26 protein-coding genes and 2 tRNA genes are annotated in these 24,852 nt (G+C 42.2%); 23 read left to right on the top strand and 5 right to left on the bottom strand.

The features are described 5' to 3' along the window. Positions 1–6 precede the first annotated feature (6 nt). From ACKI5G_RS09895 to rbsK, 6 genes are read left to right on the top strand one after another with little or no spacing between them, the layout of a single operon-like run. Positions 7–648, top strand: coding sequence for a DUF2291 domain-containing protein (locus ACKI5G_RS09895; protein ID WP_407399944.1), 642 nt, complete (start codon positions 7–9; stop codon positions 646–648). Between the two features lie 15 nt (positions 649–663). After that, the gene (locus ACKI5G_RS09890) at positions 664–2,217 is read left to right on the top strand and encodes a sugar ABC transporter ATP-binding protein (protein WP_027396106.1); all 1,554 of its coding nucleotides are present in this window, start codon (positions 664–666) and stop codon (positions 2,215–2,217) included. 20 nt (positions 2,218–2,237) lie between these two features. Beyond that, the gene (locus ACKI5G_RS09885) at positions 2,238–3,275 is read left to right on the top strand and encodes an ABC transporter permease (protein ID WP_407399942.1); all 1,038 of its coding nucleotides are present in this window, start codon (positions 2,238–2,240) and stop codon (positions 3,273–3,275) included. Between the two features lie 31 nt (positions 3,276–3,306). Beyond that, entirely contained in the window at positions 3,307–3,702 is a 396-nt protein-coding gene (rbsD, locus tag ACKI5G_RS09880) for a D-ribose pyranase (RefSeq protein WP_407399940.1), read from the top strand. Positions 3,703–3,713: 11 nt separating this feature from the next. Next, complete coding sequence (locus ACKI5G_RS09875; protein ID WP_407399938.1) at positions 3,714–4,718, top strand: substrate-binding domain-containing protein; 1,005 nt, start codon at positions 3,714–3,716, stop codon at positions 4,716–4,718. 9 nt (positions 4,719–4,727) lie between these two features. After that, positions 4,728–5,639: a ribokinase gene (gene rbsK / locus ACKI5G_RS09870; protein WP_407399936.1), complete on the top strand. Its 912-nt coding sequence runs from the start codon at positions 4,728–4,730 to the stop codon at positions 5,637–5,639. Between the two features lie 223 nt (positions 5,640–5,862). On the opposite strand, the gene ACKI5G_RS09865 is transcribed toward rbsK, so the two are convergent. Continuing rightward, positions 5,863–6,051, bottom strand: a complete 189-nt coding sequence (locus ACKI5G_RS09865; RefSeq protein WP_407399934.1) for a hypothetical protein — start codon at positions 6,049–6,051, stop codon at positions 5,863–5,865. 100 nt (positions 6,052–6,151) lie between these two features. On the opposite strand from ACKI5G_RS09865, the gene ACKI5G_RS09860 reads away from it, so the two are divergent. The 8 genes from ACKI5G_RS09860 to ACKI5G_RS09825 all read left to right on the top strand — a co-directional run bounded on the left by ACKI5G_RS09860 (position 6,152) and on the right by ACKI5G_RS09825 (position 14,717). Beyond that, a complete protein-coding gene (locus ACKI5G_RS09860; protein WP_407399932.1) occupies positions 6,152–7,315 on the top strand; it encodes an efflux RND transporter periplasmic adaptor subunit in 1,164 nt (387 codons plus the stop codon). A 2-nt stretch (positions 7,316–7,317) separates the two neighbouring features. Further along, entirely contained in the window at positions 7,318–8,277 is a 960-nt protein-coding gene (locus ACKI5G_RS09855; protein ID WP_407399930.1) for an NHLP bacteriocin system secretion protein, read from the top strand. Positions 8,278–8,282: 5 nt separating this feature from the next. Beyond that, positions 8,283–10,514: an NHLP family bacteriocin export ABC transporter peptidase/permease/ATPase subunit gene (locus ACKI5G_RS09850; protein WP_407399928.1), complete on the top strand. Its 2,232-nt coding sequence runs from the start codon at positions 8,283–8,285 to the stop codon at positions 10,512–10,514. A 22-nt stretch (positions 10,515–10,536) separates the two neighbouring features. Then, the gene (locus tag ACKI5G_RS09845; RefSeq protein ID WP_407399927.1) at positions 10,537–13,242 is read left to right on the top strand and encodes an NHLP bacteriocin export ABC transporter permease/ATPase subunit; all 2,706 of its coding nucleotides are present in this window, start codon (positions 10,537–10,539) and stop codon (positions 13,240–13,242) included. A gap of 12 nt (positions 13,243–13,254) precedes the next feature. Beyond that, on the top strand, positions 13,255–13,800 hold the full coding sequence (locus ACKI5G_RS09840; protein WP_407399925.1) for an RNA polymerase sigma factor: 546 nt from the start codon (positions 13,255–13,257) through the stop codon (positions 13,798–13,800). Between the two features lie 142 nt (positions 13,801–13,942). Further along, positions 13,943–14,314, top strand: a complete 372-nt coding sequence (locus tag ACKI5G_RS09835; protein ID WP_407399923.1) for a hypothetical protein — start codon at positions 13,943–13,945, stop codon at positions 14,312–14,314. A 240-nt stretch (positions 14,315–14,554) separates the two neighbouring features. Then, positions 14,555–14,630: transfer RNA gene (locus ACKI5G_RS09830), tRNA-Gly, on the top strand. Positions 14,631–14,642: 12 nt separating this feature from the next. Further along, positions 14,643–14,717 (top strand) — tRNA-Cys (locus ACKI5G_RS09825). A 49-nt stretch (positions 14,718–14,766) separates the two neighbouring features. Here ACKI5G_RS09825 and ACKI5G_RS09820 read toward each other — a convergent pair. Next, the gene (locus tag ACKI5G_RS09820; RefSeq protein ID WP_407399921.1) at positions 14,767–15,852 is read right to left on the bottom strand and encodes a M48 family metallopeptidase; all 1,086 of its coding nucleotides are present in this window, start codon (positions 15,850–15,852) and stop codon (positions 14,767–14,769) included. Between the two features lie 184 nt (positions 15,853–16,036). Between ACKI5G_RS09820 and ACKI5G_RS09815 the strand changes: the two genes are divergently transcribed. From ACKI5G_RS09815 to ACKI5G_RS09785, 7 genes are all read left to right on the top strand, one after another. After that, entirely contained in the window at positions 16,037–16,954 is a 918-nt protein-coding gene (locus tag ACKI5G_RS09815; RefSeq protein ID WP_407399919.1) for a hypothetical protein, read from the top strand. A gap of 12 nt (positions 16,955–16,966) precedes the next feature. After that, positions 16,967–17,539: a hypothetical protein gene (locus ACKI5G_RS09810; protein ID WP_407399917.1), complete on the top strand. Its 573-nt coding sequence runs from the start codon at positions 16,967–16,969 to the stop codon at positions 17,537–17,539. 22 nt (positions 17,540–17,561) lie between these two features. Then, complete coding sequence (locus ACKI5G_RS09805) at positions 17,562–18,488, top strand: D-alanyl-D-alanine carboxypeptidase family protein (RefSeq protein ID WP_407399915.1); 927 nt, start codon at positions 17,562–17,564, stop codon at positions 18,486–18,488. A 63-nt stretch (positions 18,489–18,551) separates the two neighbouring features. Continuing rightward, positions 18,552–19,076, top strand: a complete 525-nt coding sequence (locus ACKI5G_RS09800; protein ID WP_407399969.1) for a peptidylprolyl isomerase — start codon at positions 18,552–18,554, stop codon at positions 19,074–19,076. A 25-nt stretch (positions 19,077–19,101) separates the two neighbouring features. Further along, positions 19,102–19,356 (top strand): GIY-YIG nuclease family protein, encoded by a 255-nt coding sequence (locus tag ACKI5G_RS09795; RefSeq protein ID WP_407399913.1) that lies wholly within the window; start codon positions 19,102–19,104, stop codon positions 19,354–19,356. Between the two features lie 184 nt (positions 19,357–19,540). Further along, the gene (locus tag ACKI5G_RS09790; RefSeq protein WP_407399911.1) at positions 19,541–19,774 is read left to right on the top strand and encodes an antitoxin; all 234 of its coding nucleotides are present in this window, start codon (positions 19,541–19,543) and stop codon (positions 19,772–19,774) included. After that, positions 19,771–20,175, top strand: a complete 405-nt coding sequence (locus tag ACKI5G_RS09785) for a type II toxin-antitoxin system VapC family toxin (protein WP_407399909.1) — start codon at positions 19,771–19,773, stop codon at positions 20,173–20,175. Before ACKI5G_RS09790 ends, ACKI5G_RS09785 begins: the two co-directional genes overlap by 4 nt. Before the next feature lie 40 nt (positions 20,176–20,215). Here ACKI5G_RS09785 and ACKI5G_RS09780 read toward each other — a convergent pair whose 3' ends face one another. Continuing rightward, positions 20,216–20,767 carry a hypothetical protein gene (locus ACKI5G_RS09780; RefSeq protein ID WP_407399907.1) on the bottom strand — a complete coding sequence of 184 codons (552 nt, stop codon included), beginning with the start codon at positions 20,765–20,767 and terminating at the stop codon, positions 20,216–20,218. Between the two features lie 53 nt (positions 20,768–20,820). Continuing rightward, positions 20,821–22,167: an ankyrin repeat domain-containing protein gene (locus ACKI5G_RS09775; RefSeq protein ID WP_407399905.1), complete on the bottom strand. Its 1,347-nt coding sequence runs from the start codon at positions 22,165–22,167 to the stop codon at positions 20,821–20,823. 186 nt (positions 22,168–22,353) lie between these two features. On the opposite strand from ACKI5G_RS09775, the gene ACKI5G_RS09770 reads away from it, so the two are divergent. After that, a complete protein-coding gene (locus ACKI5G_RS09770; protein WP_407399903.1) occupies positions 22,354–22,533 on the top strand; it encodes a hypothetical protein in 180 nt (59 codons plus the stop codon). A gap of 94 nt (positions 22,534–22,627) precedes the next feature. Here the strand turns inward: ACKI5G_RS09770 and ACKI5G_RS09765 are convergent, their stop codons facing one another. Further along, positions 22,628–23,383 carry a TSUP family transporter gene (locus ACKI5G_RS09765; protein WP_407399901.1) on the bottom strand — a complete coding sequence of 252 codons (756 nt, stop codon included), beginning with the start codon at positions 23,381–23,383 and terminating at the stop codon, positions 22,628–22,630. Between the two features lie 196 nt (positions 23,384–23,579). On the opposite strand from ACKI5G_RS09765, the gene ACKI5G_RS09760 reads away from it, so the two are divergent. Beyond that, on the top strand, positions 23,580–24,776 hold the full coding sequence (locus tag ACKI5G_RS09760; protein WP_407399900.1) for a dicarboxylate/amino acid:cation symporter: 1,197 nt from the start codon (positions 23,580–23,582) through the stop codon (positions 24,774–24,776). Positions 24,777–24,852: the final 76 nt, after the last annotated feature.

Genomic DNA, 24,852 nt, shown 5'->3' with positions numbered 1-24,852 from the left:
ACAATTATGAAGAAGAGAATTAGCTTAATTTTAATGATCTGTCTGGTAATGGTATTTTCTCTCACTGGCTGCGTTAAGGTAGTGCAGATCGGTCATGAGGATGAGGTTACCGGCAACAAGGCATTTAATGCTGCTGAGTCCGTTGAGGCTATTTGGGAGTCCCAGGCGGTTCCAGAGCTGAAGGAAAAGGCAGTAGAGCTGCCAAAGCTTCTTACTGAGGCTAATGGCACTTTAAAGTCCGTAGCAAGCAAGTACGGCAAGTATTCCATGGGTGATTCCGGTGAGCTGAGCTTTGTAGTAAAGGGCAAGGGTCAGGTTACTGAAGTTAACACCGAAAAGAAAGCTGGTTATATGGTTGTTCAGTTGGATGGCTATGATGGGCCAATGGTGGTTAAGCTCCAGATCGGCAGCGTATTCAAGGGCGCAGCTATCCGTGACAGCCTGAGCTTTATTAAGTACGAAGATTACACCAATCAGGTAGATTGGGCTAAAATATCACAGAGCATTCATGATGTTGTGGCAAAGGATGTAATTGCCCCTGCAAAGGTTACTGAGCTTAAGGGCAAGACCATCGAATTCACTGGTGCATTCACTGTTGATAAGCCAGATGAAATTCTTGTAACCCCAGCAGAATTAATTGTTAAGTAAAGGAGGCAACTGCAAATGGCAGTCAATATAACAAATGGGCCTGATGTTTGCCTTCATGCTGAAAAAATCAGCAAGATTTATCCTGGTACCAAAGCCTTGGATGAGGTTTCCTTCAATGTGTACAAGGGAAAGGTAAACGTACTCATCGGTGAAAATGGTGCTGGTAAATCCACCCTTATGAAAATCATAGCCGGAATTGAGCAGGAGTCTGAAGGCGAGCTGTTCATGGGTGAGGAGAAGGTTCATTTTGATGATGTAACTGAGGCCAGAGAACATGGTATCGGCATTATTCATCAGGAGCTGAATTTGTTCCCTAACCTTGCGGTATATCAGAATATTTTTATGGCCAAGGAGCGCAAAAAGGGCACCGTTGGTCTGGACAATGAATATCATGTAAAGGAAACCAAGCGGATAATGGAAAAGCTCCAGCATCCAATTGATCCTTATACTATCGTAGGCGATCTGCGCGTAGGCCAGCAGCAGATGATTGAGATTGCCCGTAATCTGATTCAGGATGATCTTAAAATCCTGATTATGGATGAGCCTACATCCTCCCTTAGTGAGCAGGAGGTACAGGTTCTCTTTAAGATTATGCGTGAGCTGACAGCAGAAGGTATTTCCATCGTCTATATTTCCCATCGTCTTGAAGAAATCATGCAGATTGGTGATTATGTAACTGTTCTTCGTGATGGTAAGCTGGTTGATAGTGCAGCCGTTAAGGACATTGATATTTCCTGGATTGTGCAAAAAATGGTAGGTAAGGGAAAGAGCTATCCTAAGCGGGCTGGTAATATTGATTGGTCTAAGCGGGAGACTGTTCTTGAGGTTAAGGATTTGTCACTGCCTAAGAAGGGTGGCGGCTGGCTCCTTGATAAGGTCAGCTTCCAGCTTAAGAAGGGTGAAATCCTTGGTATTTACGGACTTATGGGTGCCGGACGTACTGAGATATTCGAGTGTATTATGGGTCTTCGCCCAGAGCACACCGGTGAGGTTATACTTAACGGTGAGACCTTGAAGATTAACAGTATCACCGAGCAGATCGACCGCGGCTTTGCCCTTATTCCGGAGGACAGACAGCGCGAAGGTCTTGTTCAGACTATGGACATTGGTAAGAATCTGTCCTTGTCCAGCTTGAAAAATTATGCTAAGGGAATTTTCCTCAAGAGTAATGAGGAAGAATCCAATATTGACAAGATAATCGATGAAATCCACATTAAGGTTGCTGATAAGCGCCTGCCAATTCTTTCCCTGTCTGGTGGTAATCAGCAGAAGGTAGTTATTGGTAAGGGCATCATGACTAATCCAAAGATTCTTCTTCTGGATGAGCCATCCCGTGGTATCGATATCGGTGCCAAAACAGATGTATTTGAAATAATGAATCATTTCGCCGATGCAGGTCTTTCATTATTGGTTGTTTCCTCTGAGCTGGAGGAGATTAAATCCATTGCAGACCGCATCATCGTTCTCTCCAACGGTATCAAGACTGCAGAGCTTGCAGGAGATGAAATCACTGAGGACAGACTGGTTATGGCTTCCTATGAGGGGCATAACTCTGGGAAGAAGAATTAAAGAAGGGTGGATAACTTAAAATGTTTAAAGATAAAACATCATTGATGATGACCCTCCTGAAGGGCCGTACCTTGATTGTATTGGTGCTCCTGCTGATTTTCTTCAGCGTTGCAAATGAGAATTTCCTTTCTACTAATACCTTGCTGCTGTTGGCTAAGCACGTAGCACTCTATGGTATTTTGGCTATTGGCATGACCTACGTAATTATTACGGGCGGTATCGACTTGTCAGTAGGTGCCGTGGTTGGTTTGGCCGGCATGATTGCCGGCGGTATGATTCAGAATGGTGTAACTCTCCAGTTTGCCGGAGTAACCCTTTACTTCAGCGTTCCAATGGTAGTTATTCTCACCATTATCGTCGGTGCTTTTATTGGTTGGCTAAATGGTATCATCATTACCAAATTTGGTGTAGCTCCATTTATTGCAACCTTGGGTACCATGTACATGGCCCGTGGTTGGGCAATGCTTCACTCCAACGGTGCAACCTATTCCAGCCTTGCTGGTAATGAGGCTCTGGGAAATACTGGCTTCAGCTTCTTCGGCAGGCGTATTGCTGAGATTCCTGTTGGTGCTTTGATTTTGGTGGTAATTGCTATTATCGCTCATATCCTTTTGAAAAAGACCGTATTTGGCTGGCACATCTTTGCCATCGGTGGTAATGAGAAGGCTGCAAAGCTTTCCGGTGTAAAGGTTGATAAGGTTAAAATCCTGGTATACATTTTCTCTGCAGTATGCGCCGCTATCGTAGGTCTTATTACTGCATCCCAGCTGGAGGCAGCACATCCTGCCACCGGTGAAACCTGGGAAATGAACGCCATTGCTGCGGCTGTACTTGGTGGTACTTCCATGGCTGGTGGTATCGGTACTATTGGCGGAACCATCGTCGGTGCTTTCGTTATCGGTGTTATTTCCGATGGTATGGTTATGTGCGGTGTATCAGAGTTCTGGCAGATGATTATCAAGGGCCTTGTAATTATCCTGGCCGTAATTATCGACCAGTTCCAGCGCAATATGGAGGCTAAAATGGCTCTCCAGGCCCGCAACGAGTCCAAGGACTAATTTGAAAGCAGAAAGCTACGAGGCGATTATTATGAAAAAAACTGGTATTTTAAATGCTGACCTTTCCTATCTGGTTGCTGGTTTAGGTCACAAGGATTTGGTTATGATTGGTGATGCCGGGATGCCGATTCCTGACGGCGTCACTATTGTAGATATGGCACTTGTTCCTGGAATTCCAACATTTAAGCAGACCCTTGATGCCCTGCTTACTGAGATGGAAGTAGAATACTATTTTTTGGCAGATGAGATGGACGATAAAAATCCGGAGCTTAAGGCTTATGTTGGAGAGAAGCTCCCTGGTATTGAGCATGAATCCATGCCTCATGATGCTTTAAAGGAATTTTCTGCACAGGTGAAATTCGCTATCCGTACCGGTGAGTTTAGTCCTTATGCAAATGTTATTTTGAGGGCAGGAGTAGTATTTTAAAGGGGACTGCTATGAAGGTAAATATAAAGAAAATCAGTGAATTATCTGGTTTTTCTGTAGCAACGGTTTCCAATGCCCTTAGTAACAAGCGGGGAGTAAATAAGGATACAGCTGAAAAAATAATCAAGATAGCCCGGGAAAACGGGTATATCAAGGATGAAAAAATAAAGCGAATCAAGATGGTTACTTACCGCGACAGTGGAGAGGTCTTTACTGAATCACCATTTTTTTCCACCCTGCTGGACAGTATTGAGGCTGAAAGCAGGCGCTCGGGCTACGATGTTTCTATTGTCAATCTTTACCGACATCATAGCGATTTTGAGGACAATGTCCGTGATCTTTTTAATGACACAGCGTCGGCGGTATTGCTGGTGGGCACCGAAATGAATGAGGAGGATGCCCGAATCTTTAAGGATGCCAGCATTCCGCTGGTAATGGTGGATAATTATTTTGAATCTCTGAATTTTGATACTGTTCTTATGGATAATGAAGATTCTGTAGCAAGGGCAGTAAAGTATCTTCTGGAGAATGGCCACACCAAAATTGGCTATCTCCAGGGGGATACCCGTATCAGAAACTTCATTGCCAGGGGACGGAGCTTTACCAGGACATTGTGGGAAAATGGTTTCAGTCTGGACAAGAATCTGGTGTTTAATGTAAAACCAAATGTGGTGGGGGCCTTTGAGGGGCTGAACCGTTACATTGCAGAAGGCAGAGAAATGCCGACCGCTTTTTTTGCTGATAATGATATGATTGCTTTAGGGGCCATGCAGGCACTGCAGAAAAACGGATTTTCAATCCCTGAAGACGTATCTATAATCGGCTTCGATGACATTACTTTGGGAGAGGCCTTCTCTCCTGGACTTACCACCATAAGTGTGGATATCAAGGCCATGGGACGCCTTGCTGTTCGTCGTCTGGTGGAGCAGATACAAAACCGCGACGAGGCCCATTCATGTACCAGACTTTATAATAATCTGGTTATCAGGGGCAGCGTGGGTAAATTGAAAAAATAAGGTGATTATATGAAGATTGCAGTTATTGGCTCAACAAATATGGATGTTGTATCCTACACTGATAAAATTCCTGAGGCTGGTGAGACGAGGGAAGCCACTGGCTTTCATACCGCTTGCGGTGGCAAGGGGGCGAATCAGGCTGTGGCTGCCGGCAAATTAGGTGCAGATGTAATGATGGTTACAGCGATTGGCGATGATCTTTTCGGTGAAAAGTCCATGGATAATTTCCTGGAGAATAACATCAATACAGATTATGTTTGGACTGCCACTGGTGTAGCCAATGGTGTGGCAACTATTTTGGTTGATGAGTCTTCACAGAATCGTATTCTCATTCATAAGGGGGCCAATGCCTGCCTTACTCCTGAGGTCATTGAGGATGCTGAGGAGGCTTTGAAGGAATGTGGACTTATAGTGTTGCAGCTGGAGGTTCCGTTGGAGACGGTTTACGCCGCCATTGACATGGGCAAAAAGCACAATGTGCCAGTTCTCCTTAACCCGGCTCCAGCCAGCAAGGAGCTTTCTATTGAGAAGGCTTGTCTTTGTGATTTCTTCGTTCCTAATGAAACTGAGCTGTCTATTCTGACTGGTATGCCAACCAATACTCTTGAGGAGATTAAGGCTGCTGCTCAGACCTTGGTGGATAAAGGCTTAAAGAATGTAATCGTTACTATGGGTTCCAAGGGATCCATGTGGCTTACCAAGGATGATTATCTGGTAGTACCAGCTGTTAAAGTCGATGCAGTGGATACCACTGGTGCCGGTGATTCCTTTATTGGTTGCTTCGTGGAGAACTACTCCCGTACCCAGAATATTCCGGAGGCTATGAAAGAGGCTTCCCAGTACGCTTCTCTTAGTGTAACCCGCAAGGGTACTCAGGATTCATATCTCACAAGAGAAGAATTCGATAAGCTGAAGAAATAATAAAATATATGCAGACTCCCAGATGGTTAAAAATCATCTGGGAGTCTTTTAAAATATGGTCTGATTCTGTTTTTATGCTATTAAAAATAGACTAAAAAAACTTGGAAAATATAATGAATTTTTTTATAATATTAAGCGGAGGCATTTATACAAAAAAGACTGTAGGCACTCAATAGCGTCCACAGTCCTTTATTAATATATTTGCCTATTTATTCAAAATAAATTACAAAGGTTTCTTCGTAATCATAGGATTCATTGGATTATTACCGCCAGCGGCAGCTAATTCATCCAGTTCTTCCCAAGAAAGTTCCCTCTTTTGCTTGCGCATTTCATGGAGATGGGCCTTGAGACTGGTCTTAACATTGCTGAGGTGTGAAAAATCCGTATTCATTAATTCGTCCTGGATACTCATAATATTCACTCCCATCTTTTTAGTAGTTCTTATTTTACCATAACATACGACTCATGGGCAGGGATATTACAAAAAAATCTAAAAATTGTGGGGATTTACAATGAAAATATACTTCTACTTAGGGGTAGGCATTATTATTACGCTGATTGTAACATTGTTTGGCTATAGTGTTTATTTAAATAATCGTGGTGAAAATCAGATCGCCGAGCGCATGTCAAATCATCATCTGCCACTGACTGGTGTTAAAGTTCAGGAACGAAATTTAATGCCTGTTGTTGAACTGGATTTGGTAAACCTGTATTCAAAGGATATGACGGATGTAGTGGCTCTGGAGAATGGTCGGGTAATACAGTTGTTTGTCGAAAAAAATAGCCATGTTGACAGAGGAAATCCTATTATACAGCTGCTTGATGAGGATATACCGCTTAAGATACGACAGGCTAACAGTGATATTTTTGAGGCGGAAGCCCAGCTGGTAAAGGCAAGAAATGCCTATAACCGTTATAGCCAATTACTTGAAAGTCATGCTATTTCTCTGGAGAAATTCGACGAAGCGGAGGCTGCATACAAGGCAGCTCAGGCTCGACTGTCCAATTTTGAGGCGCAACGGGAGCAGCTTTTGGTAAGGCAGTCACGTGAAATTATAAATTCACCGATTGATGGTGAGGTATTAAGTCTTTATCATACGGTGGGAGCTTATGTTAAGGCTGGTACTCCGGTAGCTTTGGTAGGAGATTTTTCTCATCTTAATTTTACTTCCACATTAAAGGATACATATACCAAGCGCCTTTATGTGGGGCGGGAATTTGATCTTACCCTAAGAGACGGCGAGGGACTTAATAAATCCTATGGAGCAAATTTGTCTTCTGGAAATTTGGGGGAGGATCAGGTCTTTCGTGCAAAGGTGGAGAAGATTACCCCTGATTTAAATGAACCCGCCTCTATACGTCAGGTGGTATGGAGCATAGATAACAGGGTGGGCTTGCTGGAGCCTGGAGCATACAGCAAGCTATGCCTTCACTCCAATTTGCCACATAAATGCTTGTCGATACCAGTGGGAGCATTTACAGATGAAAATAAAACCCAGGTGGCTGTGATGGAGGAGGATGGCCGCTTGGCTGTACGGAATGTTGAAATCGGTGTAACCGATGGCAAATACGTTGAAGTAAAATCGGGACTTCAGGCTGGAGATATAGTTATTACTTCAGATACAGAGGGAATAGAGGAAGGAACGCAGATTGATATTGTATTGGAGGATAACTGATCATGACAGATGGTAGCAAATTATTTAGCCGGGCGGCTTTAGATAAACTACGTTCCCCGGACAGATTGGATGCCCTCTTGCCCATAACCACCCCTATTGGTTGGATGGGATTGTTGGCTGTGGGTTTACTGTTGCTGTCAGTTGTAATATGGTCAATTTTCGGTTCTCTCACTGTCAGGGCTGATGGTGTTGGAATGATTATTGATTATGGCGGTGTTACTAATGTTACCCATGTCGCAGGGGGAAAAGTGGCCGGTGTTTATGTGCGGGAAGGTTCCCAAATTAAGAAAGGGGATTTAATTGCCAGACTGGAGCACTCAGACCAGTCCGCGGACACCAATATTGCAAAGTTTGAATCAGAGTTGGCCAGCAATATGCGTGATACCTCCAGTCAGGTATATCAGTATCGGGCAAAGCTGTATAAGCAGCAAATGGCCAGGGATGTGACCAGTGATTATGATGGTGTAGTAGATGAAGTGATGGTTCGTAAGGGGAGTATTATTGATAGTGGCAGTCCTATCTGTAGTGTTCGGCTTACCCAAAAGAATGCTGATTTAATGGGAGTGCTGTATGTTCCGGTGGACAAGGGTAAACGCATAGAAACCGGTCAGACTATTCAGATAGTACCAAGCGGCGTTGATGCGCAGGAATCCGGAAGCCTGGTGGGGGTAGTGCGCACTGTATCCAGCTATCCTGTATCCTTAAAGTCAGTTGAACAGCAGATTGGCAATCCGGAATTGTCTCAGCGTCTTATGTCCAGCGGACAGGGGGCAGTAATGGAGGTGCGTTTCATACTTGTAAGGGATGAAAATTCTCCTTCAGGGTATTTGTGGACCTCTGTAGTGGGACCTCACAGACCAGTGTCAGCAGGTAGCTTTTGCACTGGTTCTATTATTATTGAACGCCGTCCTCCTATTGAAAAAGTATTTTATAAAATCAGCCAATGGCTGCGGAATAGGTGAGTCATATGGCCTTTGAGTTCTTAAATAAACTTCATATTGGACAGGGAAATCGGGTAAAGGTGCCAACCATATTGCAGATGGAGGCCACCGAGTGCGGTGCCGCATGTTTGGCCATGATATTGGCTCATTATGGCTTGTGGATTCCCCTAGAAAAGCTGCGGGCTGAATGCGGTGTAAATCGTGATGGTAGCAAGGCCAGCAATATGTTGCGGGCGGCAAAAAGGCGTAATTGTGAGGTTCACGGTTATAGCTGGGATGCGGAAAATATACGTGAAGAGCCGGAGTATCCTCTGATTATTCATTGGGAATTCAATCATTTTGTGGTTCTGGAGGGAATCATTAATGACAAGGTATATTTGAATGACCCGGCTCTAGGACGCCGTACTGTGGACTGGGAGGAGTTTCTCTATTCGTACACGGGAATTGCCCTTGCCATTAAGCCAGGCCCTAATTTTAAGCCAGAGGGGCATCGGTACAATGTATTTAAGGCTGTGGGAGAAAAGCTGTGGCAGGACAAATGGGGAATGTGTTTCCTCATTTTGCTAGGTTTTTTTATGATTATTCCTGGATTGGCATCACCAGTTTTCAGCCAGATATTTTTGGATGAAATATTAACTAATAAACACCCGGATTGGATGCCGAATTTATGCTTGGCTATGACGATATCCTTTGTGGTGTCGGCGGTGTTGACTTGGCTTCGTTCCGTGCTTTTGACCTACTGGCAGCGGAAATTGACATTGGCAGATTCTTCCAGTTTTTTCTGGCATTTATTGAGATTGCCTATGCAGTTCTTTCATCAGCGATATGCTGCGGAGGTGGCAGGGCGCATCAGCATGAATGAGGCTGTGGCAGGAGTTTTATCCGGCAGTGCTGCTACTGCAGTGTTGGATGGATTTGTAGCACTATTCTTTTTATTGCTGTTATTACAATACAACGTTACTCTTACCCTTATTGGTATTATATTTCTATTGATGAATATTGGGGTTCTTCTGCTGACACGCCGACACCTAACGGATTTGACCATGCGCATACAGCAGGATGCAGGCAAGGAATATGGTGTAAGTATAAATGGTCTCACCATGATTGACAGTATCAAGGCCAATGGTAATGAAGGCGATTTCTTCATGAAATGGGCGGGATACAGGGCAAAGGTATTAAATGGTATGCAGGAGACCCAAATCTGGATGTTGTCCGTGACCATGCTGCCCACCCTGTTATCTGGCTTGAATGGAGCTCTTATAATGACCTTTGGTGGCTTTTCCATTATGGATGGAGCCATGACGGCAGGTATGTTCGTAGCCTTTCAGCATTTAATGACGAATTTTCAGGCTCCTGTAAATAATCTGACTGGTCTTTATACCAGCCTTCAGACTACTGAAATGCAGATGCAGAGACTTAATGATGTGCGGAGCTATGGTATTGATACACTAAACTATCCAGATGGAGAAGAATATAGCTTTGGTACCAATCCATCAGAAGGAATATCAAATATTGAAGCAAAAAAGCGGTTGTCCGGTGAGCTGACCATGGAGCATGTATCATTTGGTTACAGTCCGTTGGAGCCACCATTATTACAGGATTTTAATCTTCATTTAAAGCCGGGACATTGGGTGGCCATCGTGGGCTCATCCGGCAGTGGTAAATCCACGGTAGCCAAGCTCATTACGGGATTATATGAGGAATGGGATGGACAGGTGCTTTTTGATGGTAAACCCCGTCGCCAAATACCCCGCAATGTAATAACCTCATCCTTGGCAGCTGTGGACCAGGACATCTTTCAGATAACTGGAACTGTAGCACAGAATATATCGCTTTTTGATGACTCCTTAAGGCAAAGTGATATTATACATGGAGCAATGGATGCCTGCATCCATGATGATATCCTTCAGCTGGATGGCGGATATGATGCCAGGGTGGCAGAAAGTGGACTGAATTTTAGCGGAGGACAGCGTCAACGACTGGAAATAGCCCGGGCGTTGGCAGTTAATCCTTCCCTGTTAATACTGGATGAAGCTACCAGTGCTTTGGATCCGGTTGTTGAGGAGCAGGTGCTTACAAATATCCGACATCGTGGCTGCTCCTGTGTTATTATTGCGCATCGCCTGTCTACTATTCGGGACGCAGATGAAATAATTGTTCTTGAAAATGGTCAAGTGGTGGAGAGGGGACGTCATCGTGATATGATGAAGCACGATGGCCCGTATCGTAGATTGATTGAAGAACGGGACAGTAAATAATATTTTTAGTGAGTTGTGATATATGGAACTACAAGCTGGAAAACGCTGGCGATTAAAAAATGAAGATGAATATTTGCTGGTGCAGCAGGGCGTGGTTGAAGTCTATGCCGTTACGGCAAGTCAGGAATCATATCGTCAGGAATACCTTTTTCTATTAAAGGCGGGACAGGCAGTTTTTCCCGCATTTGATGAATTTGGGGAAATAGATATACTCATATATGCGCTGGAGGACTGTCAGCTTCAAGTAGAAAAATTAGCTAACATCTCCAAGGAAGCCTTGTACCCGCAAATGCAGGACTGGTTTAAGCAGCTTTCTGGCATTCGATGGGTAAAAAGCCTGGCTGATTTAGGTGATAACAGCCTGGACCAGAATGGTATGCTGCTGGATGAAAATATTGCTTCATCCAGCGATTTATTAAAGTGCTTTGAAGAAAAACAGCGAATCTTCTCAATGCTACAGGGTATTCGCTTTTTGTCTGCCGATAAGCGACTGGAGCGTCGACAGAATATTATCAGCCACCAAAAAGAACGGTTGGTTAGTGATGCTATCGATAACCTATTGGGAGAAGAAGAGATATTCTATGAGGAACGGAATACAGAGCAACGTACCAAAAATCTGGAGGAGGCCAGCTTTATTATACATTTGGTACAGAAATCCCTGCTCATGGGGCAATCGGATATAAGTATTCCACCTGAAAGAGTGAAGAAGCTGGATAGCATTGGCCTCATTCGGCGGGTGGCTCAAAAGGCAAATGTTCAGTTACGTTTGATTAAGCTGGAAAAAAACTGGTATACAAAGGATTGTGGCACTATGATAGGATATTATGGTGCAAAAAAGGAAATGGCGGCCATAATACCCCAGGCACCTGGGCATTACAGGCTTGTTACCAAATCTATGCCGGATGGCATTAAAATAACTGAAGCCGAGGCTGAGAAGCTGGATATGGATGCCTTTTTGTGCTATGCCGGTTTTCCACGGCGCAAAATGCTTTTTAGGGATTTGCTGCGGTTTATGTTCCGTCAGTGCTGGCGTATCGACTATCGGACAATTTTGGTGGTAAGCTTTTTTGCCGGTATTATTCCCCTGATAACTCCTGTTATAACAGAAACAGTATTCCAAAATATAATACCTATTATGGATAGAGAAGGGCTGGTATCAGTTACTCAGGTCCTTATGGTAACAAGTTTTACTATGGCGGCACTTAGCATGATTCGGTCAGTATCAGTTATACGAATTGGTTCAAGACTGGATATGTCCGTAGAAGCGGCCTTGTGGGGACGACTTCTAAATATGCCGGAGAAATTTTTCCGCAGATTTACCACCGGTGAGCTGGCCAGTCGTATGCGAGGCTTTGAAGCCATAAAAGAAGTGCTTAGCGGAACCTTTGTGTCAACAGTATTTAACACACTTTTTTCTTTTTGGAGCTTGCTTTTAATGTGCTGGTACAGCCTAAAGCTAACAGGCGTGGCAGTTGTGATTTGGGCTGTTTGGTGTGTCATAACTGTGGTAATTTATTGGAGGGTACTGAGTTATCAACGTAAACTGATAGCTGCTACCAATGCTGAGGCTGGACTAGTTCAGCAAATATTTGCAGGCTTAGGAAAATTTCGCGTTCATGGTGCAGAGGAGCAGGCGTATAATCTTTGGAGCAAAGTTTTTGGTGAAACTTGGCGTTGGAATCTAGCCTTAAGATGGCAGAACAATTATAATAGTATTATAGGTGCGGCTCAGCCCTTTATTCTGACCATGGCGTTGTATTATTTTGCAGTTTATGGACTGCAGGATTCATCCCATGCTGCTGCCGATACTGAAAAGGTGATTATTGGTATTGGCTATGCTCAGTTCTTGGCCTTTGAGGCGGCGTTTACGGCATTTAATTCCACATTGAATTCCGTGATTCCGTTAATTGGGAAATTTTTCTCAATACAGCCTCATATAGAAAATTTGCGGCCGATCCTGGAGGAAATACCGGAAAATACTACTGATAAAGTGGAGGCTGATCCGTTATCCGGAGGCATAGAGGTGAGTCATTTATCCTTTGCTTATGGAGAGGATAATAAAGATGTGCTTCACGATATAAGCTTTCAGGTTGCAGCAGGTGAAAATGTGGCTATAGTGGGGCATTCAGGTTGTGGCAAATCCACGCTTGTGCGTTTGCTGTTGGGCTTTGAGAAACCTAGAAGCGGAGCAATTTATTACGATGGACAGTCCTTGGCGGAATTGTCACTGCCGTCGGTTCGTTCCCAAATGGGTGTAGTATTGCAAAATGGGCAGCTTATGTCCGGAGATATTTTCACTAATATTGTGGGGCAGGCGGCACTTACTCAGGATGATGCCTGGGCAGCTGCTGAAGCCGCGGGTATTGCTGACGATATTCGTGCGATGCCTATGGGAATGAATACTGTAATCAGTGAAGGCTCTGAGAATATATCCGGCGGTCAGCGTCAACGAATAATGATCGCCAGAGCCCTGGCGGCCAAGCCTGCCATATTAATATTTGATGAAGCTACTAGTGCTTTGGACAATCGCACTCAGTCCATTGTTACGGAAAGCTTGAATAAGTTGAAAACAACCAGACTGGTAATAGCTCATCGTCTGTCCACCATTAAGGAGTGTGACCGAATTTTGGTGATGGATAAGGGCTCACTGGTGGAAAGTGGCACCTATGATGAATTGGTAGCCAAAAATGGAATTTTTGCACAGCTGGTAAGACGGCAAGTGGCATAGGAGTGGGAAAGCATGGAAGAAAAGGATTGGAATATTATAGCCAAGGAAGCTCTGCAGGATGATTTGGCTTTTGATGAGCTATATGAACATTTTTTTCCTCGTATATATAATTTAATTTATGTCAGGGTAAAGGATGCTGCCACTGCCGATGATATTGTCAGTGATGTTTTTGAAAAGATGGTAACTCATTTAGATACCTTTGATAGTACCAAGGCTTCTTTTGCGACTTGGTTGAGTCGGATAGCAACCCGCACTTTGACGGATTATTATCGTTGGCAAAGCCATCGGCAAAATGTTGAATGGGATGATGTGTTTTCACCTAAGGTGGATGAGAAGGATGGACCGGATGGACAGCTATTGGAGCAGGAGGGAAAGAAAGAGTTATTATTGGCCCTTGGAAAACTTTCTGAAAGAGAACAGCAAATTATTGAATTGAAATTTTGGGGAGATTTGAGTAATAAGGAAATAGCAGAAATTCTTGGAATATCTTCGGCTAATGTAGGTGTTATTCTTTTTAGGGCCATGGGCACTATGCGACAAATTTTAGGGCGAGAATAATTATTACCTCTTATATGATTTATAGAAAACTGTAACAGATATAATACTCAATCGTATATATGGATGTAATAGGAGTTGAAAGGAAAGTAAGCTCCATATCAAATTGTTGTTTATTTTTATATATACAAAAGGAGGATAAAACATGAGGGTATTAAATGTATTAAAGGTTTTCTTGGTAGCCGTAGTTATGGCAGTTGGTATTCAGGGGACAGCTTTTGCCGGAAGCCAGGATTTTACTCTGGTAAATGGCACTGGTAAGGTTATTACCTACATTTATTTAAGTCCAACTAATGAAAATGATTGGATTTATCAGGATGAGCTGGGACCTAACAATGTTCTCTATCCAGGTCAGGACATCTTTCTTGGCTTTAGCCCAAAAGATGGAGTACAGTATTGGGATGTAAAGGTAGTATATGACAATGGTGTTGAGGATTACTGGATGGGATTAGACCTCTTTAGGGTATACTCATTGACCATTCGTCCTGGTGGAGCTTCCAGTATTGAAATGATATAAAGGTTTGAAAACCTGCAGATAAAAGCGGCTTAGTCACGGATTATCCGGTGATTAAGCCGTTTTTTAGTTTTATCAGGATGTGCAAAATATTGTACATTGGATTTATGTCATAATAAAATAATAAAAAATGATAGTGGCGTTTTTAAAATTGCATTTGACACGGAACCAGCATAAATGCTATAATCACTAACTGTGAGAGATAGAGAGTTAAGGTTTTAACTTAATATTGATAATAAATGTGCGGAAATAGCTCAGTTGGTAGAGCATCACCTTGCCAAGGTGGGGGTCGCGAGTTCGAGTCTCGTTTTCCGCTCCATTTTTTTATTATGGTGACATCGCCAAGTGGTAAGGCCAAGGTCTGCAAAACCTTTATTCCCCAGTTCGAATCTGGGTGTCACCTCCAAGGCATATTAAAAGGACTGTATCGTTTGACACAGTCCTTTTTCTTTTTATTATTTGATGCTGTTAAGTTTATTTGCAATTTCCTCGGCAGAGGCATCGGTGTTCAGGGAGGTGATTATACCCTGGTTGCCCATGTAAACAGTACCATTGTAGGTAGTGGCATCAACACCGCCGTTATCGTGGAAGGCTCTGGCAAGATTGCCGGCTACATAGTAGGCACGAACCTTTTCAGACATTTCCTCGGTAGCAGCAGGAACGATAAATTCCTTATCGTTGACATAAACGGCGTTGCCCTTAACATCAACCTTGTTACCACTGTATTCCTTCATTTTCTTCACGTAGTTTTCAAGGCGTTCAGCATGGGATGGATGATCGGAAACTGAGAAGATGTCACCGGTCATTTTATCACTGCCTGATTTTTCAATTACGCGCTGCCATACTGCGGCACAGGCACCTAAATTGTAGTGGGAATTTGCCATGTATTGGAAGGCAATGTTATCTGCTTCCCACTCCATAGGCTTGGTAATATGAACCTTATCCACGTAGTTGGCAACTACATTGGTTACGGCTATGCCCACACCATTAGTATTGGAAGCAATGGCAGTGGCAATGAGGGTTACTGGTACAGACTTCTTGAAGCCCTTAACCACGTGATCACGCATACCGTGTGACATTTCGTGGCCCAGTACAACAGCTACCTCGTCATCAGTGCGCAATAAATCGAAGATACCGGCATTTACAGTCATTACATGGCCCAAGGAGCAGGCAGCGTTAAATTCATTGCTTGGGTTAATAAAATAAAGGAAAGGCTTTTCGTTGATAGCAGGCTCTGTTACAGCCACAGCAGTGGAAAGGTTGGACATTATACTATCAAGTCGCTGATTAAGATATGGGTCACTGTCAACACCCTGTTTTTCCTTCATCTGAGCATATAACTGCTGTCTACCTTCCTCGGTATTATTGATTTTGTCGATCTGTTTGTTATACTCAGACATCTGATAGCCTGCAATACCTACATTTATGGCCGCTTCCAGCCAGTTTGCATCAGCCTGGGAAGGAGCACCGGCAAAGATAGGCATAGTCACCAGCATGGCACTGGCAATGAGTTTGGAAAGCTTCTTTTTAAAATTAAACATTAAAATCGCCCCTTATAATTTTATTTATTTACTTCATTTATTATATCATAGTCATCATTAAAATATCCTTAAAGGCAGAAAAATAGGAAATTAGAAGTACGCATCAAAATATTGCTTATGGCAAAAAATCATCAGTTGGGGTATAATATTCAAGTGAATTTTTTAACGAGGTGTAAGAAAGACGATGCCAGAAATAGACATGACAAGAATTACCGATAATCTCATGAGCGTATATAATTACGCATTTATAGATGCAATGCCTTATGGATTTTATAAGCCAAATGATGCTATGTATGTTGGGGTAAAGCTAGTGGACAAGATGTATCACTGCCCAAAATGCAAGGGTGAGTTCACTGTTAAATATCGTAATGACAACGATGGTATCACTTATTTTTCCAAGAGCCGTATTGCTGCCCAGAAAAAGGTTTATGAGGATTTGGGACTGGATTTTCCGGCAAATTGGGAATTGATGGAGCAGCCGTTTACCTATCATATAATAGGTATATGCAGTGAATGTGCCAAGAAGGATATTATGGAATCCCAGGAGGATGGCCAGCACATCTATAATTTGTGCCACGAGCTTCACATGCAGGATGAGCTTATGGCCGCCAAGGCAAAGAAGTATATGACCAACAGCCTGCAAAAATGGTTGGATGGTATTACAGAGTCATCTTATCTGATGCAGTTTGATCTGTCTACCAGAGAAAGCCTTCGTGATCTTATTTGCGCAGTGATTATGCAGGATACCAAGGCTGTGGAGGATGCTCTGCAGGAGTATAGGGATACCATTCAGCCTATAATATATGAAGCAAAGCAGCTTTTGGAAAAGCAGACACCTGCATGGAAGGCGAATGTGGCCCATTCCTGTAGTCTGCCAGATTCCATGTCTGACGAGGAATATCATGAATATACTGTGGCCTTCCCGGATGAGTCTTCTGAGGGTCAGGATTTTTACATGGAGAAGTCCATTGAAAAGGAACGAGTATCCATGTTCCTTACCCAGCATCGTCTTACATCCCTTGAGGAAGTGCTGATGGATGCAGGCTTCCATGAGGAATGGATTGATATGGTTGTGGACAAGGGGACTTCCTTGACTAAGTAAGGTGATATTTTAATGATGAAAACAAAAGGCTTCCAAGCAGGGCTGATGTTATTCCTGCTTTTAATGATTATCTCCTCTGTTGCTTTGGCGGCAAATCCGGAGGACTTCCAGTTTAAAGGCTTGAGACTTGGGGACAGCTACGATACTATGGTGGAAAAGCTGGGGGAGCCTGATTTTGATACTGATATGTATCTTCGTGGCGTCCAGGTTATACGCTATACATATTCTGCTGATCAAAAAATTTATGTGGATGCCATGAATAAAAACGTGGTGGAAATGTTCTGCAAAAGCAAGCATTATGTGGGGCCTCATGGAGTAACCTATGGTGCTACCAGGGCTGGTCTTAGCAAGGCATTTGGCAAGGCAGAGCACAAGCATTTGGACGGTAATGTTTATTACATTTACTACAATCCTGCTGAACCAAATGAAAAGATGCTTATAGAGATGGAGCCCGAAAATCGCTATCTTTTGAGCTGGACTTATACCAATCTGGACCTTGAGGATCCGGGGATTATTATTACCGGTGAAGAGAAAGAACAAGAGCCTGCCAAGAAGTTTAACTATGGTGGTTTGCCAACGAATTGACAGGAAAAATAGGTGATAGGTTTTGATTTTTAAGAAAGATACAAAGACAACTGTTTTGGCGGTTACATTGCTTTTGGCCATGTCAGTAATTTCTGTTGTGGCATCCATGGCTGTAGCTAAGACAGTGGTACATAGTGATTATGCAAGGGCAATCCATGGCAAGGAGAAGAAAACGGAACAGCCTCAGCGGGTTATGCCGGCGGCTCCTCAGGTTTCTGCCGATGCTGTGGTGGTCATGGACAATAAAACAGGCGAAATCATCTATGAAAAAAATGGTGATAAAAGTGAGCATCCAGCAAGCCTTACCAAGATAATGACAGCTATATTGGTGCTGGAGGATGATAGGGATGACCGAATTATCACTGTGAGTCCATGGGCTGGACAGAAGCCATATTCTTACTGCTATACTGGTCAGAGCATGCGTCAGTATGATATGCTGACCCAGATGATGTTGATTTCTGACAATGTGGCAGCTTCAGCTTTGGCTGAGGCTGTAGGGAATGGTAGTGCATGGCAGTTTTGGCAGATGATGAATGCCAAGGCCAAGGAGTTGGGGGCAAAGAGAACTCATTTTGAGAATGCCAATGGTCTCACTTCCAATTTGCATTATTCAACAGCAAAGGATTTGGCTGTTATTTCTCATTATGCTATGGAAAATCCAAAGTTCAGAAAAATAATAGCTATTCCAGAAAAAACTTTTTTCAGTATAAATCCTCAGGGGGAAACCCTTCATTGTGAAAATACCAATGAGCTTCTTACTGATTATCAGGGGTGCATTGGTGGCAAGACGGGTTATACCGACGCTGCCGGTGGCTGTCTGATGGCGGTGGCACAGCGTGATGGGGAAGAGGTGCTGGTGGTAATCCTTCATTCAAAGGATACTGATACCAGATTTACGGAAGGCGCTATGCTGCTTGATTACGGCTTCGAAGCTCTGAAAAGCCGTTAAGGACAAGGAGGTACATAGATTATGAAAAAGATTTTAGCTCTGGCCATGATGCTTCTGCTGGTTATGACCACTGGCTGTATGGCTTCAGACAAGGAAAAAGGAGAGAATGGAAAAATGGCAAATCGTATTGCGGTATTTGATACCAACAAGGGAACCTTTGAAATTGAACTTTTTGAGGACAAGGCTCCTAATACTACTGGCAATTTTATTAAACTCAGCGAAGAGGGCTTTTATGATGGAGTTATCTTCCATCGTATTATTGATGGCTTTATGATTCAGGGCGGTGACCCAACTGGTACTGGTATGGGTGGCCCTGGCTATACCATTAAGGATGAGTTCCACAAGGATCTCCGCCATGACAGCGAGGGGATTCTGTCCATGGCCAATGCAGGTCCAAATACCGGTGGTTCCCAGTTCTTTATCACTCTTGCAGCTACTCCTTGGCTTGATGGTCACCATGCAGTATTTGGCAAGGTTGTTAAGGGAATGGATGTGGTCCGTGAAATCGGTCACACCAAGACTGGCGTTCAGGATCGTCCAGTGCATGAGGTGGTTATCAACAGCATTAAGATTAAGGCTGCTGAGTAATTATCTGGATATGCAGGTAAGCTAAATGAGGGCTTTCACTTACATATTGGAGTGCGCTGATGGTACTCTTTATGCTGGGTATACTACGGATGTGGAAAGGCGCCTCGCCACCCATAATAGTGGCAAGGCCAGCAAGTATACCAGAGGTCGTCTTCCCGTAAAGCTGGTTTATCTTGAGGAATGTAAAGATAAGGAAACAGCTATGAGTCGGGAATGGCACATAAAACAATTGAGCAGGGTTGAAAAACTAAAGCTCATTGAAGAAAATAAGGTAAAATAAGAAAGAGACTGTGGTGAAATTAAGATTTTTACCACAGTCTCTTTTATATTGCTATAAAATACGAATTATATAAAGTAGATTTAAAGGGTGACGAATGCTATAATTTAGTTGTTGGCAATCTTCAAAGGATCTCCTTGCAAATGTATATATTTTAGTATATATTTTTATTAAGGAGATGATTACTATGGATACAGCAAAATTATTTAGCAATGGTGGCAGCCAGGCCGTGCGTCTTCCTAAAAACTGTCGATTTAATGGTGATGAGGTGTATGTAAATCATATTGGAAATGTTGTAATTCTATTTCCAAAGGATGAACGCTGGCAGAGCTTGTTGAGTAGCCTGGATATGTTTACAGAAGATTTTTTGTCGGATGAAATACAGAAATTACCTGTAGAGGAGCGGGAGGAGATTATTTGATTCATTATATGCTGGACACAAATATCATTGCATACGCAAAAAGAAGAAGACCTGTTCAAGTATTACAACGCTTGCTGAGTCATGACCCTTCTGAAATTTCCATTTCATCAATTACCATGGCAGAATTGGAATATGGCATTTGTCATAGTTCTAAACCAGAGATAAACCGTATAGCTCTATTGATGTTTTTAACTGGTATAAAGGTTCTTCCTTTTGATGCAGGAGCTGCACTGGAATATGGCGCTATAAGAGAAACACTTCAAGCAAAAGGTCTTCTTATTGGTGGCAATGACATGCTAATTGCTGCTCATGCAAGAGCATTAGGCTTGACGCTGGTGACTCATAATACTCGTGAGTTTTCCCGTGTTGAAGGACTGCAAATAGAGGATTGGGCAGAATAAAAGGGCCGTCAGCGCAAATTTGGCTGACGGCCTGTTAATATTATCTCTCAACTACTTTATCTGATACTGTATATGTTCTATTGTATTTATCATTTGCGTTGGAATCAAGGTAATCTTTAGCTAAATCATCTTTATATTTTTCATACAATTTGCCATCATCATCCTTGGTTATAGGGGCTGAGCTTAATCCAAAACATTCCGGAATCAACAATGTATTATCTTTTTCCAGAAAAGTGTATGTAAGATGTTCCGGCCCATTAACCGTCAATATGTTATCTTTTGCTGTTGCAGTATAAGTCTTTTTATTAACGGAATGCACCCAATGGGCAACTACGTTCTCGCCTTTATCACCAACATACCCCTTTATACACAATGTATCCATTTTTATCAAATACGATGAATCACCATTTTTTTCAATTTTAACTCTTACAATGCTATTCCACGTTTCCTGCTCCTTGAAAAAACGAGTTGAATTTGGAACTATGCCGGACCATGTTCCTTCAAATTTATCCTTATTTATACCACAACCAAATGTTATTAAACATATTGACGTAATCAATAAAATAAGTGATACAAGTTTTGTATATTTCATTTTACTGCCTCCATATCAGGTGATGTTATTTAGACAATTAGCAATAACCATAATTAAAGCTTTGTTTTAAGGTATTCTTCGGCAGCCTTTTTCTTTTCGTTGGCTACTCTGCATAATTCAGTTGCCTCTTCTGAAAGCTCCCCAGCTTTTAGAATGTCGTCAGGAGACAATTCATTTTCAGAGGTGAAAATTTCTATAAACTCTTTTTCCTTTAAAAATGCGTCTTTGGTGGTCTGTTTCAATTCATTAAAAATAGCCTGTTCCTCAGTTGTACAATGACTGAGTGAAATTTTATTGTCATCGATTATTTGTAGGGCATGGTTAATGTTGGCAAGCATTTTATTGGCCTTATTTACCCTGTCTTTTACAGGATATTTGTGCATTTTTTCTGCATTGTCATTAAATGCTTTTATTGAGTCGTTATAGCTAAGTACGGCTTTGTTTAAATTTTTGCCAAAAGCAGCAAGTTCTTCATTTCTAGTTTTTTTTGCTTTGGCCTCTGCCTGAACGGCTTCTTTTACTGCACGGTATTTTGATGGCTGCTGGCCCTTGGCTAATAGTTCTTGTAGGTATTTATATAGCTGTAAATCACGATTGTTTAATGCAATGTCAACGGCAGACCTTCCTTTATAATCTTTAATTGTAATGTCAGCTCCGTAACTATATAATAAATCAATCATTTCATAATCTTTGTATTCTACAGCACGGGTAAATATTGGTTTCCCAGATTTTGGAACATTATCTGGATTTATGCCATTTTCTAATAGATATTTAGCACAATTTATGCGTAGATTACTGCCATATTTAGTGTTATACATATTATCAAGGGCATTCTCTTTTGAATCTGAATGTCTGCCATTTATGTCAGCACCCCAATTATGTAAATATTCCAATAACTCTTGCTCTCCATAATGAGCAGCATAAACAAAATGGTTAACGTAATTTCCTTTTAAATTATAAAAACCATTCACGTCTGCGCCATGTTCCAAAAGGAATTGCATCATATCTCTTTTATTATATTTAATTGCTACAGCTAATGGGGTATAGTTTGCTTCTCCTTCTAAAAAACCATCATAAAATAGATATACACCATTTATATCAATACCTGAATCTAGCAGGGCTTGTGCAGTGGAGATGTCATTTTTAGTAATAGCTAGCAAAAAAGCTTTTTCATTATTTGTTGGATTTGGATGTGCGTGGCTTTGATTAGACAACCCAGATAATATATTTCCGCCACTGCTATTACCGCCGCTGCTATTATTTCCGCTGCCAGCTATAGCTCCGATAACACTACCGGCAATATTTCCCCAGTTAATGCCTGCCTCAACGCTTGGGGTTGCAGAGAACAACAACGCTGATGCGGTAGCTGCAACACATAGATTACGAATACCTTTTTTCACAATATTTCATCCTTTCATATTTAATTACATGCCCATAACTTAATATAGTTTACTTTAGCCTAATAACATCATTATGATACTATTTAGATACTAAATAGTCAATTTGAACTACATTATAATTCCATTAAGAAACTATCGGTATAATAATCCTTATACTATGATACTAATAAGGATGGTGATTATACTATGGCTTCTAGTAGAATAGCACTACAGGTTAGATTGGATGAATCCACTCACGCGAAACTGAAGCAGATTTCTGAATTAGAGCTTCGTTCATTAAATTCACAAATAGAATATTTTGTAATAAAGGGTATCCAAAAATATGAAACCGATAATGGTGCCATAAATATAAATAAAGAGAAATAGTTTTCATTGCATAACAAAACCCGTCGATGGAGTAGAGAGGCTCCTACGGCGGGTTTATTTTTATATTTATACTAGTTGCATACGGAAGATGAAATCATCCAAACATGGTCATGATTTGTTTTCCGATAAGTACGGCGGTGACGATGATGAAAAGTGGCCGTATGTAGCTGACGCCCTTGGATATGGCTACTTTAGAGCCGGCAACGGCACCGATTATCATGAAAACACCCATGGGAACTGCATAGGTGAAGTCCACACTGCCAAAGTACGTAAACAGAATTGCAGCCGCAATATTGCTGGCGAAGTTCATGGCCTTGGCGTTACCGGTGGCAAATATAAAATCAAAGCCTATCATAATGAAGGAAAATAATATAAAGGAGCCGGTGCCCGGACCAAAGAAGCCATCATAAAAGCCCAATGTAAAAGCCATAATCAGGCATAAAACCATTTTTTTACCGGTTATTTTCTGTGGTTTGGAATCCTTGCCCCAATCCTTTTTAAATACAGTATAAAAAAATACCAAAACCAGCATAACAATTATCAAAGGACGCAGGAATTCTGATGATATATGTTGAACTAATAACACACCGGCAAATGAGCCGATAAGGGATAGTGGACACAGCTTTTTCATAAGGGATATATCCATTTTTCCAGCGCGGACAAAAGTTAGAAAGCTGAAAACTGAGCCCATGGAAGCAGCCACTTTATTGGTACCCAGAACTGTAACCGGTGGAAGTCCTGTCCACATAAGGGCCGGAATGGTAATGAGTCCACCACCACCCACTGCGGCATCAATAAATGCACCCAAAAACCCGAAAATGGCTAAAAATCCCATAATCTCTAAATCCATAGACAAAACTCCTTTCCTGATGTAATCATTATACAATATAATTGTTAATAAATTCAATTTATATATAATAAAGTATATAAAGTATAATTATTATTTATGCTTCTATAGAAAAAAAGCATTATATAGTTGAAACAGATAATATTGTTATGTTATACTACAAATAGGTTAACATAATCTAAGAAGGAGGGGTATTTTTATGAACTTATCAGTAAAAATCTTCATTTCACTGGTTCTCTCCGTAATTGTCGGTTTGATTGCCGGTGAAGCAGGTCTGCCATTTATCAAATGGTGGATTGCACCAATTGGTACTATGTTCATCAATCTGATCAAGATGATGATCGTACCAGTAGTATTCTTCTCCCTGGTTGTGGGTATTACCAGCTTAGGTGATACCAAAAAGTTGGGCCGTATCGGTTTTAAGACAGTAGGTATTTATCTCTTTACCACTGCCATTGCTATCACCATCGGCTTTGTGGTAGCTGGTATTGTTGGTCCTGGTGTAGGTGCTGACTTCGTTGCCGGTGCTCAGCCAAAGGTTAAGGAAGCCCCTTATATTATGCAGGTGCTCCTTGACATGATTCCTTCTAATCCTATTGATTCTATGGCTAAAGCCGCTATTCTGCCAACTATCGTGTTTGCGCTCTTTATCGGTGTAGGTATCGTAAAAGTAGGTGGTGAGAGGGCGGAGCTTCTCATCAAGTTCTTCGATGCAGGTGCTGAGGTTTGCTACAAGGTTATCGCCATTGTAATGGATCTTGCTCCTATCGGTGTATTCTGCTTACTGCTTCCTGTAGTAGCTGCAAATGGTCCTAAGGTATTGCTTCCGCTGCTTACCGTTATCGTCTGCGTAGCTGTAGGTTGTGCAATTCACGCTATTGGTGTTTATTCCACCATGGCACGTATTTTCGGCAATCATAGCCCTATCGATTTCTTCAAGGGCATGTCTGAGCAGATGATGATTGCATTCACTACTTGTTCTTCTGCTGCAGCTTTGCCTGTAAACATGAAGAACTGCCAGGAGAAGTTAGGGGTAAAACGCGAAATTGCGTCCTTCGTACTTCCTTTGGGTGCTACCCTTAACATGGATGGTACTGCTCTCTACATGGGTGTTTGTACTCTGTTCGTTGCCAACGTATATGGTGTTCCACTTGGTTTTGAACAGATGATGATGGTTGTTTTAACTGGTACCTTGGCATCCATTGGTACTGCCGGTGTTCCAGGTGCTGGCCTTATCATGCTGGCAATGGTTCTCCAGTCTGTAGGTCTTCCTCTTGAGGGTCTTGCTCTTGTAGCTGGTATCGACCGTGTACTGGATATGTTCCGTACTTGTGTTAACATTACTGGTGACGGTGCTGTTGCTGTTGTTGTTAATTCAAGTGAAGAAGGCAACTAATATTCTTATTTAAACTTTGTGTCCGCTGCTTTCGGAGGGGGCTGATTTTTTGTATAAAGAAAACCACGCCATAGCC

The sequence above is a fragment of the Anaerovibrio sp. genome, assembly GCF_045637405.1.
Classification (GTDB): domain Bacteria; phylum Bacillota; class Negativicutes; order Selenomonadales; family Selenomonadaceae; genus Anaerovibrio.
This window is presented reverse-complemented; position numbering and strand designations above follow the sequence as displayed.